Origin of the sequence: Acidovorax bellezanensis, assembly GCF_025421555.1 — a bacterium.
Lineage (GTDB): Bacteria > Pseudomonadota > Gammaproteobacteria > Burkholderiales > Burkholderiaceae_C > Comamonas > Comamonas bellezanensis.
In genome coordinates, this window is record NZ_JAODYH010000011.1 from 75,967 (window position 1) to 91,400 (window position 15,434).

The 15,434-nt window shown below is 65.3% G+C and carries 16 protein-coding genes; 13 read left to right on the plus strand and 3 right to left on the minus strand.

The genetic code is table 11. The features are described from left to right. Window positions 1-20 precede the first annotated feature (20 nt). From N0K08_RS18940 to N0K08_RS18950, 3 genes are all read left to right on the plus strand, one after another. Window positions 21-578, plus strand: coding sequence for a septation protein A (locus tag N0K08_RS18940; RefSeq protein WP_261501955.1), 558 nt, complete (start codon window positions 21-23; stop codon window positions 576-578). After that, window positions 575-847: a BolA family protein gene (locus N0K08_RS18945; protein WP_261501956.1), complete on the plus strand. Its 273-nt coding sequence runs from the start codon at window positions 575-577 to the stop codon at window positions 845-847. The genes N0K08_RS18940 and N0K08_RS18945 overlap by 4 nt, the downstream gene beginning before the upstream one ends. Before the next feature lie 72 nt (window positions 848-919). Next, the gene (locus N0K08_RS18950) at window positions 920-1,705 is read left to right on the plus strand and encodes a peptidylprolyl isomerase (RefSeq protein ID WP_261501957.1); all 786 of its coding nucleotides are present in this window, start codon (window positions 920-922) and stop codon (window positions 1,703-1,705) included. Window positions 1,706-1,868: 163 nt separating this feature from the next. On the opposite strand, the gene N0K08_RS18955 is transcribed toward N0K08_RS18950, so the two are convergent. Beyond that, entirely contained in the window at window positions 1,869-2,303 is a 435-nt protein-coding gene (locus tag N0K08_RS18955; protein WP_261501958.1) for a hypothetical protein, read from the minus strand. Between the two features lie 204 nt (window positions 2,304-2,507). On the opposite strand from N0K08_RS18955, the gene N0K08_RS18960 reads away from it, so the two are divergent. The 3 genes from N0K08_RS18960 to N0K08_RS18970 all read left to right on the plus strand — a co-directional run bounded on the left by N0K08_RS18960 (window position 2,508) and on the right by N0K08_RS18970 (window position 4,985). Further along, window positions 2,508-2,651 carry a hypothetical protein gene (locus tag N0K08_RS18960; RefSeq protein WP_261501959.1) on the plus strand — a complete coding sequence of 48 codons (144 nt, stop codon included), beginning with the start codon at window positions 2,508-2,510 and terminating at the stop codon, window positions 2,649-2,651. 192 nt (window positions 2,652-2,843) lie between these two features. Next, window positions 2,844-4,163: a purine-cytosine permease family protein gene (locus N0K08_RS18965; RefSeq protein ID WP_261501960.1), complete on the plus strand. Its 1,320-nt coding sequence runs from the start codon at window positions 2,844-2,846 to the stop codon at window positions 4,161-4,163. 351 nt (window positions 4,164-4,514) lie between these two features. Beyond that, window positions 4,515-4,985: an SH3 domain-containing protein gene (locus N0K08_RS18970; RefSeq protein ID WP_261501991.1), complete on the plus strand. Its 471-nt coding sequence runs from the start codon at window positions 4,515-4,517 to the stop codon at window positions 4,983-4,985. 142 nt (window positions 4,986-5,127) lie between these two features. Here N0K08_RS18970 and thiD read toward each other — a convergent pair whose 3' ends face one another. Next, window positions 5,128-6,012: a bifunctional hydroxymethylpyrimidine kinase/phosphomethylpyrimidine kinase gene (thiD, locus tag N0K08_RS18975; RefSeq protein ID WP_261501961.1), complete on the minus strand. Its 885-nt coding sequence runs from the start codon at window positions 6,010-6,012 to the stop codon at window positions 5,128-5,130. A gap of 269 nt (window positions 6,013-6,281) precedes the next feature. On the opposite strand from thiD, the gene N0K08_RS18980 reads away from it, so the two are divergent. Genes N0K08_RS18980 through thiE form a run of 4 tightly spaced genes read left to right on the plus strand, consistent with a single transcriptional unit; the run spans window position 6,282 to window position 9,401 of the window. Next, window positions 6,282-7,373: an FAD-dependent oxidoreductase gene (locus N0K08_RS18980; protein WP_261501962.1), complete on the plus strand. Its 1,092-nt coding sequence runs from the start codon at window positions 6,282-6,284 to the stop codon at window positions 7,371-7,373. Between the two features lie 22 nt (window positions 7,374-7,395). Next, on the plus strand, window positions 7,396-7,593 hold the full coding sequence (thiS, locus tag N0K08_RS18985) for a sulfur carrier protein ThiS (RefSeq protein WP_261501963.1): 198 nt from the start codon (window positions 7,396-7,398) through the stop codon (window positions 7,591-7,593). A 45-nt stretch (window positions 7,594-7,638) separates the two neighbouring features. Further along, complete coding sequence (locus N0K08_RS18990; RefSeq protein WP_261501964.1) at window positions 7,639-8,460, plus strand: thiazole synthase; 822 nt, start codon at window positions 7,639-7,641, stop codon at window positions 8,458-8,460. 11 nt (window positions 8,461-8,471) lie between these two features. Further along, entirely contained in the window at window positions 8,472-9,401 is a 930-nt protein-coding gene (gene thiE / locus N0K08_RS18995; protein WP_261501965.1) for a thiamine phosphate synthase, read from the plus strand. 51 nt (window positions 9,402-9,452) lie between these two features. On the opposite strand, the gene N0K08_RS19000 is transcribed toward thiE, so the two are convergent. Further along, window positions 9,453-11,609 (minus strand): hypothetical protein, encoded by a 2,157-nt coding sequence (locus tag N0K08_RS19000; RefSeq protein ID WP_261501966.1) that lies wholly within the window; start codon window positions 11,607-11,609, stop codon window positions 9,453-9,455. A 440-nt stretch (window positions 11,610-12,049) separates the two neighbouring features. Here N0K08_RS19000 and N0K08_RS19005 point away from each other — a divergent pair, with 440 nt between their 5' ends. The 3 genes from N0K08_RS19005 to N0K08_RS19015 are packed head-to-tail and all read left to right on the plus strand — an operon-like array spanning window position 12,050 to window position 15,183. Continuing rightward, window positions 12,050-12,769 (plus strand): Crp/Fnr family transcriptional regulator, encoded by a 720-nt coding sequence (locus N0K08_RS19005; protein WP_261501967.1) that lies wholly within the window; start codon window positions 12,050-12,052, stop codon window positions 12,767-12,769. Between the two features lie 20 nt (window positions 12,770-12,789). Further along, window positions 12,790-13,881, plus strand: coding sequence for a phosphotransferase (locus tag N0K08_RS19010; protein WP_261501968.1), 1,092 nt, complete (start codon window positions 12,790-12,792; stop codon window positions 13,879-13,881). Between the two features lie 30 nt (window positions 13,882-13,911). Next, complete coding sequence (locus N0K08_RS19015) at window positions 13,912-15,183, plus strand: acyl-CoA dehydrogenase family protein (protein WP_261501969.1); 1,272 nt, start codon at window positions 13,912-13,914, stop codon at window positions 15,181-15,183. Window positions 15,184-15,434: the final 251 nt, after the last annotated feature.

Consider the following 15,434-nt stretch of genomic DNA (forward strand, 5'->3'; position numbering starts at 1 on the left):
TCCTCTGGCTTGCAGGCCCCATGAAATTACTGATCGACTTCTTCCCCATCATCCTGTTCTTTGTCGCCTTCAAGGTCTGGGGTATTTACACGGCCACGGCCGTGGCGATTGTGGCCACCGTGCTGCAAATCATCTACCTGCGCTTGCGCAACGGCCGGGTCGAGCCCATGCAATGGGTCAGCCTGGGCGTGATCGTGCTGTTTGGCGGCGCTACCTTGCTCGCCGAAAGCGAGACCTTCATCAAGTGGAAGCCCACGGTGCTGTACTGGCTCATGGGCAGCGCCCTGCTGCTGGGCCAGTTGCTGTTTCGCAAGAACCTGCTGCGCTCGGTCATGGGTGCGCAACTGCAACTGCCCGACCCCGTCTGGCTCAAGCTCAACTGGGCCTGGACCGCATTTTTCGCCGTGATGGGCGCACTCAACCTGTGGATTGCGTTTCACTTCGACACCAATACCTGGGTCAACTTCAAGCTGTTCGGCGGCATGGGTCTGATGCTGGTGTTCGTGATCGGCCAGGCACTGTTCCTGGGCCGCTACATGAAGGAAGACGGCACGGTCACCAAGGACGGCCAGCCATGAGCAACCTGCCCCCCATCAGCGCCGCGGCCATGGAAGCCGCACTGCGCCAGCGCCTGGCACCGACACACTTGGAAGTGATAGACGAAAGCGCCCAGCATGCCGGCCATGTGGGCGCCAACGACAGCGGCTTCGGCACGCATTTTCGGGTACGCATCGCGGCCCCGGAATTTGCCGCCAAGTCCCGCGTGGCACGCCATCGCCTTGTGTATGATGCGCTGCAAGACTTCATTGACCAAGGTGTTCATGCCATCGCCATTGAAGTGCTTTGACTAAATGCATGCCCCAGCGGGCATGTCAACGTTGTTCCAACAAAACGTTCTCTTTTTCTTTCGGGATTTCGCATGAATAAAAAGTTCTTGTCCAGCCTGGTGACGGCTGCCGTTTTGGGCACTGTGGCCCTGGGTGCCTCGGCCCAAAACCTGGCCATCGTCAACGGCAAGCCCGTTCCCAAGGAGCGCGTTGAAGTGCTCAAGCAGCAGATCGAGCGCTCCGGCCGCCCCATGTCGCCCGAGGTCGAAAGCCAGATCAAGGAAGAAGTCATCGCCCGCGAAGTCTTCATGCAGGAAGCCAACCGCCTGGGCCTTGAAGCATCGCCCAACTACAAGTCGCAAATGGAACTGGCCCGCCAGACCATTCTGATCCGCGAACTGTTCGAAGACTTCCAGAAGAAGAACCCCGTCACCGACGCGGAAATCAAGGCTGAATACGACAAGTTCGTGGCCGCCAACCAAGGCCAGGAATACCGTGCCAGCCACATCCTGGTGCCCACGGAAGCCGAAGCCAAGGCCATCATCGCTTCGCTCAAAAAGGGCGGCAACTTCGCCGAAATGGCCAAGAAGCAGTCCAAGGACACCGGTTCGGGCGCACGCGGCGGCGACCTCGACTGGGCCAATGCCAACAGCTATGTGCCCGAGTTCACCGAAGCCATGATCAAGCTGAAGAAAGGCGCCTACACCCAGACGCCTATCAAGAGCCAGTTCGGCTGGCACGTGATCCGCCTGGACGACACACGCCAGGCCGAGTTGCCCAAGCTTGAGGAAGTCAAGCCGCAAGTGGCCCAGCAACTGCAACAACAAAAGCTGATGCAGTTCCAGGAAGGCCTGCGCGCCAAGGCCAAGGTCGAGTAAGTCCTGACAGCGCCCTGCGCGCTGTCCACGGCATGAAAAAAAGCGGCTTCGGCCGCTTTTTTCATCGCCGGGCCGCCCCAAGATGAAAAACGCCCCCTAGGGGGGCAGCGGCTACGCGAAGCGAGCAAGCGTGGGGGGGGCATTTTTCATGGGCGCCCAGCACTCACATCTTGGAGAGCAAGGAAGGTGGGCACACGGTGGCATGCGCCGCATGGGCCAAGCCGGCGCTGTCCGGCTCGTGCAGGGACGCAAACGCCGGGGTGGCCGAGTTCAGCGCGAACAGAATCCCGCCGTCGCGCGACCCGCCCAGCCGCTGTATGACGATGGACCCGTCGTCATGGATGTAGACGCGTATTTCCGGGGCCTTGGGGCTTTGCCAGTAGCAGGGATTGCAGTCCAGACAATGCCAGTCGTTCTCGGGCGTCATCTTCTTGCGCAACAAGGCATCCAGAGCCGCCTTGTCTTCCAGGTAACAAGACTCCACGGCATGCCAGTGCGCGAGCAAACTCTCGTAGGCCTGCTGTCGCGAACTGCAGGGCGTCATGCCCTCAATGCGCTTCAAGAAAGCGACGGCGCGGCGCTCAAACTCGTAATTCACGCTTTTCTCCCCTCATTTTTATCGATCACGCAATGATCAATTACGTATCGTAGCCAATGTGTCTGTTCTATCAGATGCGCGTCGCAGCTGACGAACAAGGCCCAAGAGTTTCAATCAGTTTCATTTCGCCCTTGCTTTTTCCTTGGGGTGCTGCATCGTTTACAGGCATCGCTTCCCGCCCAGCGCAACCCAGGATGATCCGCCATGCACCGCCAACACCCCACCACCCCGCCCACCCAGCCCCCGCCACCGATTGAACTGCCCGAAGAAAAGCCCATTGGCGACCCACCCCAGAGCCCCGTGACCACGCCGCCGGTGCAAGACCCGCGGCCCCCGCACGAAGCCTGAGCGGCGGCGGCGCCCCGGTCTGGCACAATCGCGGCGCTGGCCGGGCCCGTCCCGGCAGCACCCGCCACGCCAGACGCCCAGCGCAGGCTGGCAGACCCTTTCTGCGCCGGCCAAGCCTCCAGGCCCGCCGCCTGGCATGGCCAGGCCATGCGGGCGGGCAGCCGCTGGCGCGCTGCCTTGTCCGGAGCTTGCATGTCTTCATCCCCCGCATCAGCCGCATCGGCGCGCACCCCCAACGAGGCGCTGTCCCCCGTCGCGGCCAGCCAGCGCGTATTCCAGTGGCACGACCATGCCTCGCTGTGGTTCAGCCTGGGCGTAGGCCTGCTGGTGATGCAAATGGGGGCCTATCTGGTGCCCGCCATGGGCACGCAGCAAGCGCTGCTGGCGATTGTCGCGGGCTCGCTGCTGGGCGCCGGCCTGCTGGGCTGGGTTGCAAAAATCGGCTGCGACAGCGGCCTGGCCAGCGCCGGCTTGATGCATGCCGTCTATGGCCGGCGTTTTGCGCGCCTGCCCATATTGCTGAACATCGTGCAATTGCTGGGCTGGGGAACGTTCGAGCTGGTGGTGATGCGCGACGCCACGGTGGCCATAGTCCAGCAAAGCGCCGGCCTGAGCGCCAGTTATGCGCCGGTGCTGGCCACGCTGCTGTGGGGCGGCGTGGTGATGCTGCTGATCAGCGGCTCCATGGTGACGCTGGTGCGCCGCATCATCTCGCGCATCGCGCTGCCGCTGGTGTTGCTGTCGCTGCTGTGGCTGAGCTGGCAGTTTGCCCACATGGCCCAGGCACAAGGCTGGGCACAGCTGTGGAGCCGCCGCGGCGAAGGCGGCATGGGCGTGATGGGCGCGCTGGACCTGGTGATTGCCATGCCCATTTCCTGGCTGCCGCTGGTGGCCGACTATGCGCGCTACGGCAAGACCAGCCAGGGCGCGCTGCGCGGCACCTGGCTGGGCTATGCCCTGGCCAATATCTGGTGCTATGCGCTGGGCGTGCTGGTGGCGCTGACGCTGCCCAGTGAAAACCTGGTCACGGCCCTGCTGCTGGCCCAGGGCGGTCTGATTGCGCTGTCGCTGATCCTGCTCGACGAAATCGACAATGCCTATGGCGACGCCTACTCCGCAGCCGTTTCCAGCCACAGCCTGCTGCCGCGCTGGAGCGTACGCCGCTGGGGGCTGCTGGTGGCCGCGCTCAGCACGGCCCTGGCCCTGGTGCTGCCCATGCACAGCCTGGAGCCCTTCCTGCTGTTGCTGAGTTCGGTGTTCGTGCCGCTATTTGGCGTGATCCTCGGCCGGCTGGCTTTCGGCACTCCGGTGGCGCAGCGCCTGCAGCAGGCCGCCGGCGTGCACTGGCCGGCCGTGGGCTTGTGGCTGGCAGGCATTGCATTCTTCCACCTGCTGCCCCAGATCACCACGGCCTTCGGCTCGGCCTTGCCGACCCTGCTGTTGTGCTTTGGCCTGTCCTGGGCGACGCGCCCTTCGGAACTGGCGCACGGTGCCCGCACAGAGCCCGCCTAGAAGCAGTAACAAAAGTATCCATAAGTACTCGCGCGCAGGGTTTTTCGCGGCATTCTGACCGGCAAAGCCGCGCAATCACGGGCTTTCCCCAATGCCTCAAAGGCCTGCATTCACAGATCTTTTGCGCGCAGGCCACAGACCTGCGCAAAGATGCGACAGAGCATGGGTGTCCAGAAACTATCAATTCAATAGCAGACACTGTTGATATGCGCTGACAATTTCGAGTAGAAATTCAGAAATTCACGGCAATATCAGGGTTTCACGCTCACTTTTTGATGATCCGCTGGAACTTCGACACCTGGCCAGGGCTCTGACAGGCTTTGACGTTTCTCGATAGGAGCTGTTGCCGTGCTGTCTTTGTCCCGCCGTCTCTCGCATTTCGTCGCCGCTGCCGGCCTGGCTTTGGGAACCGCCTTGCTGCTTCCCACGGCAGCCAGCGCAGCCCCGGAATTTGTCAGCATCCAAGGCAATACGGTCAATGTGCGCGAAAAGCCCCATACCCGCTCGGCCACGCTGTGGGAACTGGGCCGGGGCTATCCGCTGCAGGTCACGCAGCGCCAGGGCAAATGGCTCAAGGTCCGCGATTTCGAATCCAGCCTGGGCTGGGTGCACGCGCCGCTGACGAGCAAGACACCGCACATGGTCATCACCGCCCGCTCCGCCAACCTGCGCTCGGGCCCGGGTGAAAAGTACCAACGCGTGGCCAAGCTCGAGCAACACGAAGTCGTGCGCACGCTCAAGAAGTCCGGCGGCTGGGCCCAGGTGCGCCGTGAGAACGGCCAGCAGGGCTGGATCGCCAAGCGACTGGGCTGGGGCTGGTAAGCCCAACGGAGCAGGTGTTTCGTCCCAGGTGCAGCGCACAGCCTCTGCAACTGGCGTAGCTCAGCAAGGAGGCTGCGAGGAAGGGCCCCCCGCACCGAGGCTGCCATCCCCCTCAGGGGGAAGACGGGGCCCGCCCAGGGCGTCAGCGGCTCAGGGGGGGCCTGATTACCTTCTGCACCCGCGGCGCATAGCCGTGGTTCAGCGGGCCGTGGCCGCTGCCGGTGCGCACATCGGCCCCGGCCGCGATCGCGCCCAGGATGTAAGCGCGCGCGCTGGTCACGGCCTGGGGCAATGTGGCGCCCCCGGCCAGCTCGGCGGCAATCGCCGACGACAAGGTACAGCCCGTGCCGTGGCCGTTATGGGTCACGATGCGCGCCGATTCCAGCCGCAGGCTGGGGGCCTCGCGCTCGGCCAGCAGGTCCACCACCCAGTCGCCGGACAGGTGGCCGCCCTTGAGCAGCACGGCGGGCGCGCCCAGCGCCAGCAATTGCCGCGCCGCGCCTTCGAGCGCCTCGATGCCTTCAATGCGCTGTCCTAGCAGCCAGCCCGCTTCGTCCAGATTGGGCGTCACCAGCTCGACCAGCGGAAACAGCTCGCGCACCAGCGCATCGGAAGTTTCCGTGGCGATCAGGCGGTCGCCGCTGGTGGCGACCATCACCGGGTCCAGCACCACATGCGGCAGCTGGTATTGGCGGATGGCATCGGCCACCACGCGCACGGTCTCGGGCGATGCGAGCATGCCGATCTTCACGGCGTCGACGCCGATGTCCTGCACCACGGCATCGATCTGGGCCTTGAGCATCTCGGCCGGAATGCCATGGATGGCGCGCACGCCGCAGGTGTTCTGCGCCGTGATGGCCGCAATGGCCGTCATGCCGTAGCAGCCCAGGGCGCTGAAAGTCTTGAGGTCGGCCTGGATGCCGGCACCGCCGCCGCTGTCCGAGCCGGCGATGGAGAGAACGCGCAGGTAGCGCGCGGGGCGTTCGGAAGCGGCGTCAGGCAGGTCCGCCGGAGTATGGGTTGTCATACGAAAATTATGGCCCATGTAGGCATGTCCGCCGTGGTCACCCGGCTTGTGCTGTAATTCTGTCTGAACGGACGAAACAGGGGTGTCCCACTGTCGGCCCGGTTGCCCTCGGCAACCGCAGCGGCCAGTGTGCGACTGAGAAACACCCTGGGGCCTGCCGCCCCGCTACCCGATCCAGGTCATACTGGCGTGGGGAGTTTCCTGCAAAGCGTGGTCACGCCTTTTTTGTCCCAGCCGTATTTCGACGGGACTCATCGACGGGATTTCCCATGCCTTGCCTTCAACCTTCTTCCCGTATCGCCATTCTGGGCGCCGGCCTCATGGGCCGGCTGCTGGCCTGCGCGCTCGCACGCCAGGGTCACCAGATTGCGCTGTACGACGCCCATGGCCCGCAAGCCGACGGCGCAGCCGCCCGCGTGGCCGCTGCCATGCTCGCGCCCCTGGCCGAGTCGGCCGTGACCGAGCCCGGCGTGGTCCGCATGGGCCAGCACGCGTTGAACCGCTGGCCGCAAATCATTGCCGAGCTCGACGCCCCGGTGTTCTTCCAGCAGAACGGCACGCTGGTGCTGTGGCACCGCCAGGATGCGAGCGATGCCCAGCGCCTGTGCGCGCTGTTCGACAAGAACCGCCGCATCAACCCTTCCTTGCCGGCCTTGCAGACGCTGTCGGGCCAGGCCTTGCACGACATCGAGCCGGCCACCACCCACCGCTTCAGCCAGGGCGTCTACCTGCCCGGTGAAGGCCAGCTCGACAACCGACAGTTGCTGGCCGCGCTGCTGGCGACGCTCACGCGCCTGGGCGTGGAAATGCATTGGGAAACGCCGCGCGAGTTGAGTGACTTCGCGCCGGGCAGTGCTGGTCAGCCCGGCTGGGTGCTCGACTGCCGCGGCCTGGGCGCACGCACGGCCTGGCCGCAGCTGCGCGGCGTGCGCGGCGAAGTGCTGCGCGTACATGCGCCCGAAGTCACGCTGCAGCGTCCCACGCGCCTGGTGCATCCACGCTACCCGCTGTACATCGCGCCCAAGGAAGACCATTTGTTCGTGATCGGCGCCACCGAGATCGAATCCGACGACATGTCGCCCGCCAGCGTGCGTTCGACGCTGGAGCTGCTGAGCGCGGCCTACACCGTGCACTCGGGCTTTGCCGAAGCGCGGATCGTGGAGCTCTCCGTCCAGTGCCGCCCCACCCTGCCCGACAATCTTCCCGCCGTGCGCCGCCTGTCCGAACGCGTGCTCGAAGTCAACGGCCTGTACCGCCACGGCTTCATGATTTCGCCCGCCATGCTGGACGTGGTGCTGGAGCTTCTCACCACAGGCGATTGCCCGCTGGCCCGCGACTTCGACGTGGCCGTGCACCAGTGAGTGCCTTATTTCCTTGCCCACCATGAACATTCTTCTGAACCAACAGCCGCTGGCCCTGCCCGAAGGCGCGAGCCTGGCTGACGCACTGGCCCAGCAGGCCTTGCTCCCCCCCTATGCCGTGGCCGTCAACACCTTGTTTGTGCCGCGCACGCAATACGCGGCCAAGGCCTTGCAGGAAGGCGATCGCGTGGAAGTCGTGTCGCCCGTGACCGGCGGCTGAGCCCGCTCCCTCATTTCACCGAATTTGCCGCAGATGAACACAGCCATGTCCTCCTCCACCGAAGCCCCAGCCAGCACCGATCCGCTGGTCCTGTACGGTCAGACCTTTCACAGCCGTCTGCTGCTGGGCACCTCGCGCTACCCGTCGCCGGCCGTGCTCGAAGCAGCCGTCAAGCGCTCGCGCCCGGCCATGCTCACCGCTTCGCTGCGCCGCCAGGGCAGCCAGGCGGCGGAGACCGGCGCGAGCTTCTGGGAACTGCTGCGCCGCCTGGACGTGCCGGTGCTGCCCAACACCGCGGGGTGCCTGAGCATCCAGGAGGCCGTGACCACCGCCCAGATGGCGCGTGAAGTGTTCGACACGCCCTGGATCAAGCTCGAACTCATCGGCGACGACTACACGCTGCAGCCCGACACGCTCAATCTGGTCGAAGCCGCATCGATTCTGATCAAGGACGGTTTTCAGGTGCTGCCTTACTGCACCGAAGATCTGGTGCTGTGCCAGCGCCTGGTCGATGTGGGCTGCCAGGCCGTCATGCCCTGGGCCGCGCCCATCGGCACGGGCCGCGGTCCGGTCAACCCCTATGCACTGCAGACGCTGCGCGAACGCCTGACGGTGCCGATGATCGTCGACGCCGGCCTGGGCCGTCCGTCCCACGCCTGCCAGGTGATGGAATGGGGCTTTGACGGCGTGCTGCTCAACACCGCCGTGGCCTTGTCGCAAGACCCGGTGGCCATGGCCGGCGCCTTCGCCGACGCCACGCATGCGGGCCGTGCGGCCTGGCATGCGGGGGCCATGGCCGAGCAGCAGTCAGCCCAACCCAGCACGCCGGTGCTGGGCACGCCGTTCTGGCACCACGACAAGCCTTGATGGACCACGCCATGACCACGACCCATATCGACACCCTGGCCCGGTCCATCCTGGATCACCATGCCGCGGCGTTCACTCCCGAAGGCAGCGACCGCAGCGCGCTGCCGCCCCAGCCCGTGCCGCCCGCGACCCGCAGCGAGCCCGCCTACCTCGCGGCGCTGCAGGCCTGCGCTCAACTGGGCTTCATCGCGGTCGACGCCGAATGCCTGGCATGCGCCTGGCAGGCGCAGACGGAACGCAACGGGCACTTCGATGCGTCGCATTGGCCTGACGACGGCCGCGACTTCGGCCTGATCCCGGCCGACGCAGCCTCGCCCCCGGCTTTTGCCGCCTGCCCCCAGGCGCTGGGCCTGTACGCCGTGCTGCCCGATGCGCAGTGGGTGGGCCGCATGGCCCGCGCCGGCGTGCCGACGGTGCAGTTGCGCTTCAAGTCGGAAGACCCGGTCGCCATCCGCCAGGAAGTCGAGGCCGCGGTGGCGGCGGTGCAGGGCACATCCGCCCTGTTGTTCATCAACGACCACTGGCAGGCCGCGATCGATGCGCGCGCCTACGGCGTGCACGTGGGCCAGGAAGACCTGGACGCCATGCAAGGCCAGAATCTGGACGCCATCCGCGCGGCCGGTCTGCGTCTGGGTGTCAGCACCCACGGCTATGCGGAAATGCAGCGCGCCCAGCGGGTGCGGCCCAGCTACATCGCCCTGGGTGCGGTGTTTCCCACCACGCTCAAGCGCATGGCCACAGCCCCCCAGGGCGTGGCGCGGCTTGCGGCCTATGTGCGATTGATGGGGCAATACCCATTGGTGGCGATTGGCGGCATCGGTGCGGAGCAGTTCCCCGAGGTGCTGGCCACCGGCGCCGGCTCCATCGCCGTGGTCCGCGCCCTGGTCACCGCCCAAGACCCTGAAGCCACAGCACAGCAGCTGATGAATTTCTGGCGCTGAAAGCGCAACGGGCCCTGTACGGGCCCGTTGCGGTAGAAGCTGCTCAAGGTCTCAGCGCGGCGACTTGGGGCCCTTGTCGTCGTCTGGCTTGGGCTTGCCGGCATTCGCCTCGGCGGACGGCGGCGCCACCAGCGCTGTGCGCGCCGAGTTCAGGGCCGTGAAAATGCTCTCCGGCGCATCCTGATCCCAGGGCTCGAGCTCCAGGTCGACAGACATAGGGCGCTTGGGATCGCGCGCATTGAAACCCACGGCCTGGTCATCAGCGGGCGCTGCGACCGTCCAGCTGGGGAACTCCAGCGCATCAAACGGCAAGGGCTCGACTTTGGGCAAATCCAGTGGCGCCAGGCGACCGACATCGCTCAAGTCAATGTCCAGCAAAGGCGAGGCTGCGGGCATGTCGGCGGCACCGTCATTCAGGGGACTCGAGCGCGCAAACGCGCCGTCGGGCACATCAAAGCGCGATGGAATTTCCAGATCCAACTCTGGCATCAGAGGCACGTTCACCAGCGCCGGTGCTGCCGCATTCTTCTCCAGCGTGGCCCAGGGCTCGTCGGCCAGTGCCAGGCCGGCGCCGGCCGCCGCCACAGGGGTGGCCTGCACCTGGTCGACAGGGGCCACCGCCGGCGTGGTGCGCAGCCGTGCATTCAAATTGCCGCGTGCAGCGGCCGGCGTGGTGCGGGCCACGGCTTGCAACAGCAGCAGGTCGTCGAAAGCCGCCAGGTCGAACAGCACACCGCTGTCGGGGCCCTGGTGGCGGAACAGATAGCTTTCCAGCAGATCGCCCACTTCATCGGTAGGCCACAGGGCTTCGATGGTGGCCAGCAATTCGGTGTAATGCTCCAGCGACTTGCCGCGCTGGGCAAACTGGGCCATGTCGGGCACCCGGGCTGCGAAGTGCTGCTCGAACTGCGCGCGCAAGGCATCGAATTCGTTTTTGCGGCTGAGCTGGTAGAACAGACCCAGCAACTCCAGATAGGCCAGCGGCGACGAATCCTCGTGCTGCGCAATGTGCTTGCGCATCACGGCAATCGCTTGCTCGTACTCGCCCACCGAAGTGAAGAATTCCGCCTGCTGGCGCACATCCATCAGCTCTTCGGGCTTGACCACATCGCGCACCCGGGGGGCCGCGGCAACGACGGGCGCGGCCAGAAGCGTCGCCGGCCCGAAGTCGGGCGCTGCGCTTTCCTCATGGACGGCGGCGGGTGCAGGCGGCATCTCGGTGCCGGCCAGCGTCGTTACATGCTCTTGCGCACCGGCCGCTTCGAACGGGTTGCTCGCCACCGGCTCCTGCGCGCCACCGCTCGCACGCAGGCTCGCATCCACCGAATGCAGCCATGCCTGTTGCTGGGGATTTTGTGCCAGTCCGCGCAAACGCAGCAGCAGCCAGCCCAATGCCGCCAGCGCAATCGCCAGGGCAGCCAGCAAGGGAATGGTCCAGATGCTGCCTTCGTCGCGGGCCTGCAAGGCGGCCAGTTCGCTGCGCATTTGCGTCAAGCTGGCGTTCTGGCTGACCTCGCGGGCCTTGAGCGCCAGCATTTGTGCTTCCAGCGCCTGGACCCGCGCATCGGCGGGCTCCCTGGCCGCAGCATCCGCCGCCGAGGCTGCCGGCGGCTGGGCCGCGGCATCGGCATCGCTATGGGGCTTGGTGCCCGGGCTGGCGCCAGCGGCGGTCGGGCCTGACCAGGCTTCGAGCGGCTCCATGCGCAAGCGCGATTCGGGCTGTGGTGGCTGCGTCGCTGCAACAGCGGGCGCGGGCACTGGCGCAGGCGCAGGCGCAGGCGCGGGTGCGGGGGGTTTGACAACGGCCTTGGGGGGCTGTTTGGGCGGCGCCACCTTCACCGGCGCACGGGGGGCGGGCGCCGGTTTTGACACTGCGGCAGGGGGCGTGCGGCGGGGTTCAGCCGTCGCGGGCGACAACGCAGTGCCCGCAGCAGTGGCCGCCACCACGGGCGCGGAGCTCAGCTTTGCCAGATCGACAGGCATGGCGCTGCGGGGAGCAGCTTCGGGCAGCTCCGCAAAAAACGTATAACTGCGCGAAACCCGGCCTTGACAGCCAGCGGAGACTTGCACCACCACCACCGGCTCATCGACCGTGACCGAAGCGCGTACCCGCACGGCAGCGGGTTGACCGTCCCGTGACGGCAGCGGCGTGACAGAAACGCGCCCACCGTCGATGCGGCGGTCACCGAGCTGCAGCGAAGCATTCACGCAGGAAGCGGCTGCATCCTGTCCAGCTTCCGGCTGAAGCTGGAACACCAAATCCAGGGGTGCGCCTAGTACCACGTGGCCCTGGCTCTGGCCCAGAGACAGCGCGGACGCCGTCAGGGACAACGCGAAGAGGCCTGCCCCTCCGAATGTGCAACAAATTTTCACAAATAATTTCCCCCGAGGGATTGAATTTTGGCACACAAGGTTCTGTACAGCATGCTGCGTCATTTTCGGGCCACTTTCAAGCCCTGTTATGAGCCCCGCGCCGCGGCGTCTGAATGGCAGGCCCCGGGCTGCGTTTTTTGCACTCCGGCAAGCCCCATGTCCAGTGCTTCAGGCCCAGCCAGACACCCATGCGACAAGCCAGGGAAGACCAATACATACGAAGGCCGTCCCGCACGCGACAATCAGTCTGTCATCAGTCACGAAAAAGACAGGCCATGGACGACCCGATTCTTACTATCGAAGAACGAGAAGCGATCAACTCAGGTCGCTGGTTTAGCTCTCTTTCACCTTCCCTCAGGCACGACATACTTCGATGCGCATACGTCAAACGGTACAAGGATGGCTCGCTCATCAGTGCGCGTGGCGAGCCGCCCGAAGAGTGGATTGCCTGTGCCAAGGGCGCGGTGCGAGTGAGTTCAACCTCTATCTCGGGCAAGCTCATCACGCTGACCTATGTGGAGCCGGGCATCTGGTTCGGGGATGTTTCCATCTTCGACGGCGACCGGCGCACCCACGATGCCTACGCGCATGGGGAGAGCACCATCCTGTGCGTCTCCAAGGCGGACTTCAAGAAGATTCTCGCGACCCACGCCGAGTTCTCGGAAGCCATGCTGCGCCTGCAGGCACGGCGCATACGCCAGCTCTATGGCCTGGTGGAAGACCTCAACACCCTGCCCTTGCGCGCGCGGCTGGCCAAACAGTTGCTGCACCTGGTGCGCAGCTACGGCGTGCCCAGCCTGTCCGATGGACAGGAAATACGCATAGGCCTGCAGCTGGCACAGGAGGAGCTGGCCCAGTTGCTGGGCGCCTCACGCCAGCGGGTGAACCAGGAACTCAAGTCCATGGAGCGCGAAGAAACCATACGCATCGAGCCAGGCGGCCTGGTGGTGCGCAACCGGCCCGCCTTGATGCGCATTGCGGAAACCGACAACTGACGACAAGGACCCTCTGACCCATGAGCACTTTCGACCACTTTGTAGGCACACGCCCCGTCTCCGAGCAACACGCGTTTGACACCGCCGCCCTGTCGGAATGGCTTTCGCGCCACCTGGACGGTTTTGCCGGACCGCTGAGTGTCGAAATGTTCAAGGGGGGACAGTCCAACCCCACTTACAAGCTGATCACGCCCAGCCAAAGCTATGTGCTGCGCTCCAAGCCGGGACCGGTGGCCAAGCTGCTGCCGTCGGCCCATGCGATCGAGCGCGAGTTTGCGGTGATGAAGGGGCTGTACGGCACCGACGTTCCCGTGCCGCGCATGTTTGCGCTGTGCGAAGACGAGTCGGTGATCTGCCGCGCGTTCTACGTCATGGAGTGCATGCAAGGCCGGGTACTGTGGGACCAGTCGCTGCCGGGCATGACGCCCGACGAACGCGCCGCCATCTATAACGAGATGAACCGCGTGATCTCCGCGCTGCATTCGGTGAAATTCGCCGACCGCGGCCTGGCCGACTACGGCAAGCCCGGCAATTACTTCGATCGCCAGATCGGCCGCTGGAGCAAGCAATACCTGGCTTCGGTCACCCAGCCCATCCCCGAGATGGACCAGTTGATGGCCTGGCTGCCGGCCCATATGCCGGCCAGCGCACGCGACGCCGCCCATGTCTCCATCGTGCATGGCGACTACCGGCTCGACAACCTGATGTTCCACCCCACCGAGCCGCGCGTGATCGCCGTGCTCGACTGGGAGCTGTCGACCCTGGGCCACCCCCTGGCCGACTTCAGCTACCACTGCATGAGCTGGCATATCCCTGCCGCGCTGGGCCGCGGCATCGCCGGCCTGGACCTCGCCGCCCTGGGGATTCCCGATGAAGAAAGCTATATCCGCAGCTATTGCAAGCGCACCGGCATCACCACGCCCGAGGCGCTGCGCCCCGACTGGAATTTCTACCTGGCCTACAACATGTTCCGCATCGCGGCCATCTTGCAAGGCATTGCCAAACGGGTAGAGGCCGGCACCGCCTCCAGCGCCCAGGCCAAGGCCTCGGGCGACACGGCCCGGCCCATGGCCCAACTGGCCTGGTCGTTCGCAAGCAAGAGCGGCGCTTGAAGCGCCTGTGGAAATCATCAAGGAGACCCCATGGACTTTGACTACTCGCCCAAAACCAAGGATTTGCAGGCCCGCCTGCTGCGTTTCATGGACGAGCACATCTACCCAGCGGAAGCCGTTTACGCGGCCGAGCTGGCGGCCAACACGGCTGCGGGCAAGCGCTGGACAGCGCTGGAAACCGTCGAGGACTTGAAGCGCAAGGCCCGGGCCGCGGGTCTGTGGAATCTGTTTCTGCCCGTGGACAGCACGGCCGCATCGGGCTACGAAGGCGCGGGCCTCACCAACCAGGAATACGCCCCGCTGGCGGAAATCATGGGCCGCGTGCCATGGTGCTCGGAAGCGTTCAACTGCTCGGCGCCCGACACCGGCAACATGGAAACCATTGCCCGCTACGGCGATGAGGCCAACAAGGCGCGCTGGCTCAAGCCCCTGCTCGAAGGCCAGATCCGCTCGGCCTTTGCCATGACCGAGCCCGACGTGGCATCGAGCGATGCGACCAACATCGAGACGCGCATCGAGCGCCAGGGCGATGAATACGTGATCAACGGCCGCAAGTGGTGGATTTCCGGTGCCGCCGACCCGCGCTGCGCCGTGTTCGTGACCATGGGCAAGACCGACCCCGAAGCGGCCAAGCACTCGCAGCAAAGCATGGTGCTGGTGCCCGCCGACACGCCCGGCATCCGCATCGTGCGCCCGCTCAACGTCATGGGCTACGACGACGCGCCCCACGGCCACGTCGAGATGTATTTCGAAAACGTGCGCGTGCCCGTGACCAACATCCTGCTGGGCGAAGGCCGCGGTTTCGAAATCGCCCAGGGCCGCCTGGGCCCCGGACGCATTCACCACTGCATGCGCCTGATCGGCCTGGCCGAGCGCGCGCTCGAGTTGATGTGCAAACGCGCCTCGTCGCGCTCCGCTTTCGGCAAGACCGTGGCCCAGCAGACCGTGACCCAGGAGCGCATTGCCGAAGCCCGCTGCAAGATCGACATGGCCCGCCTGCTCACGCTCAAGGCCGCCTGGCTGATGGACACCGCCGGCAACAAGGTGGCACGCACCGAAATCGCCATGATCAAGGTGGTCGCTCCCAGCATGGCCTGCCAGGTCATCGACTGGGCCATGCAGGTGCATGGCGGTGGCGGCATGTGCGACGACTTCCCTCTGGCCTATGGCTACGCGATCTCGCGCACCCTGCGCTTTGCCGACGGCCCGGATGAAGTCCACCGCAACGCCATCGCCAAATGGGAACTGGGCAAGTACGGCAGCTACGGCCGCGGCGCTGAAGTGCCGATCACGCGCGGCTGACCCCACGCCCTCCCCAATCCACCCGGCCTGCGCGCCGGGTTTTTTCATGCTGTTGCGGGTCTGTGGCGCTCTTGCCCAGTCGCAATACGCGCCAATACGCGCCAAAACACGCTGAATAACAATCAGAACCGCGCTGATATGTAACTCTTTCGAAAAATCGATGCAATCCCCTAAGGGTTTCCGTCTGGATTCCGATAAACGAAGCAAGCTTGCACGCACCTCCCCGGCCAATCCGGGTTCGCCAGGCATTC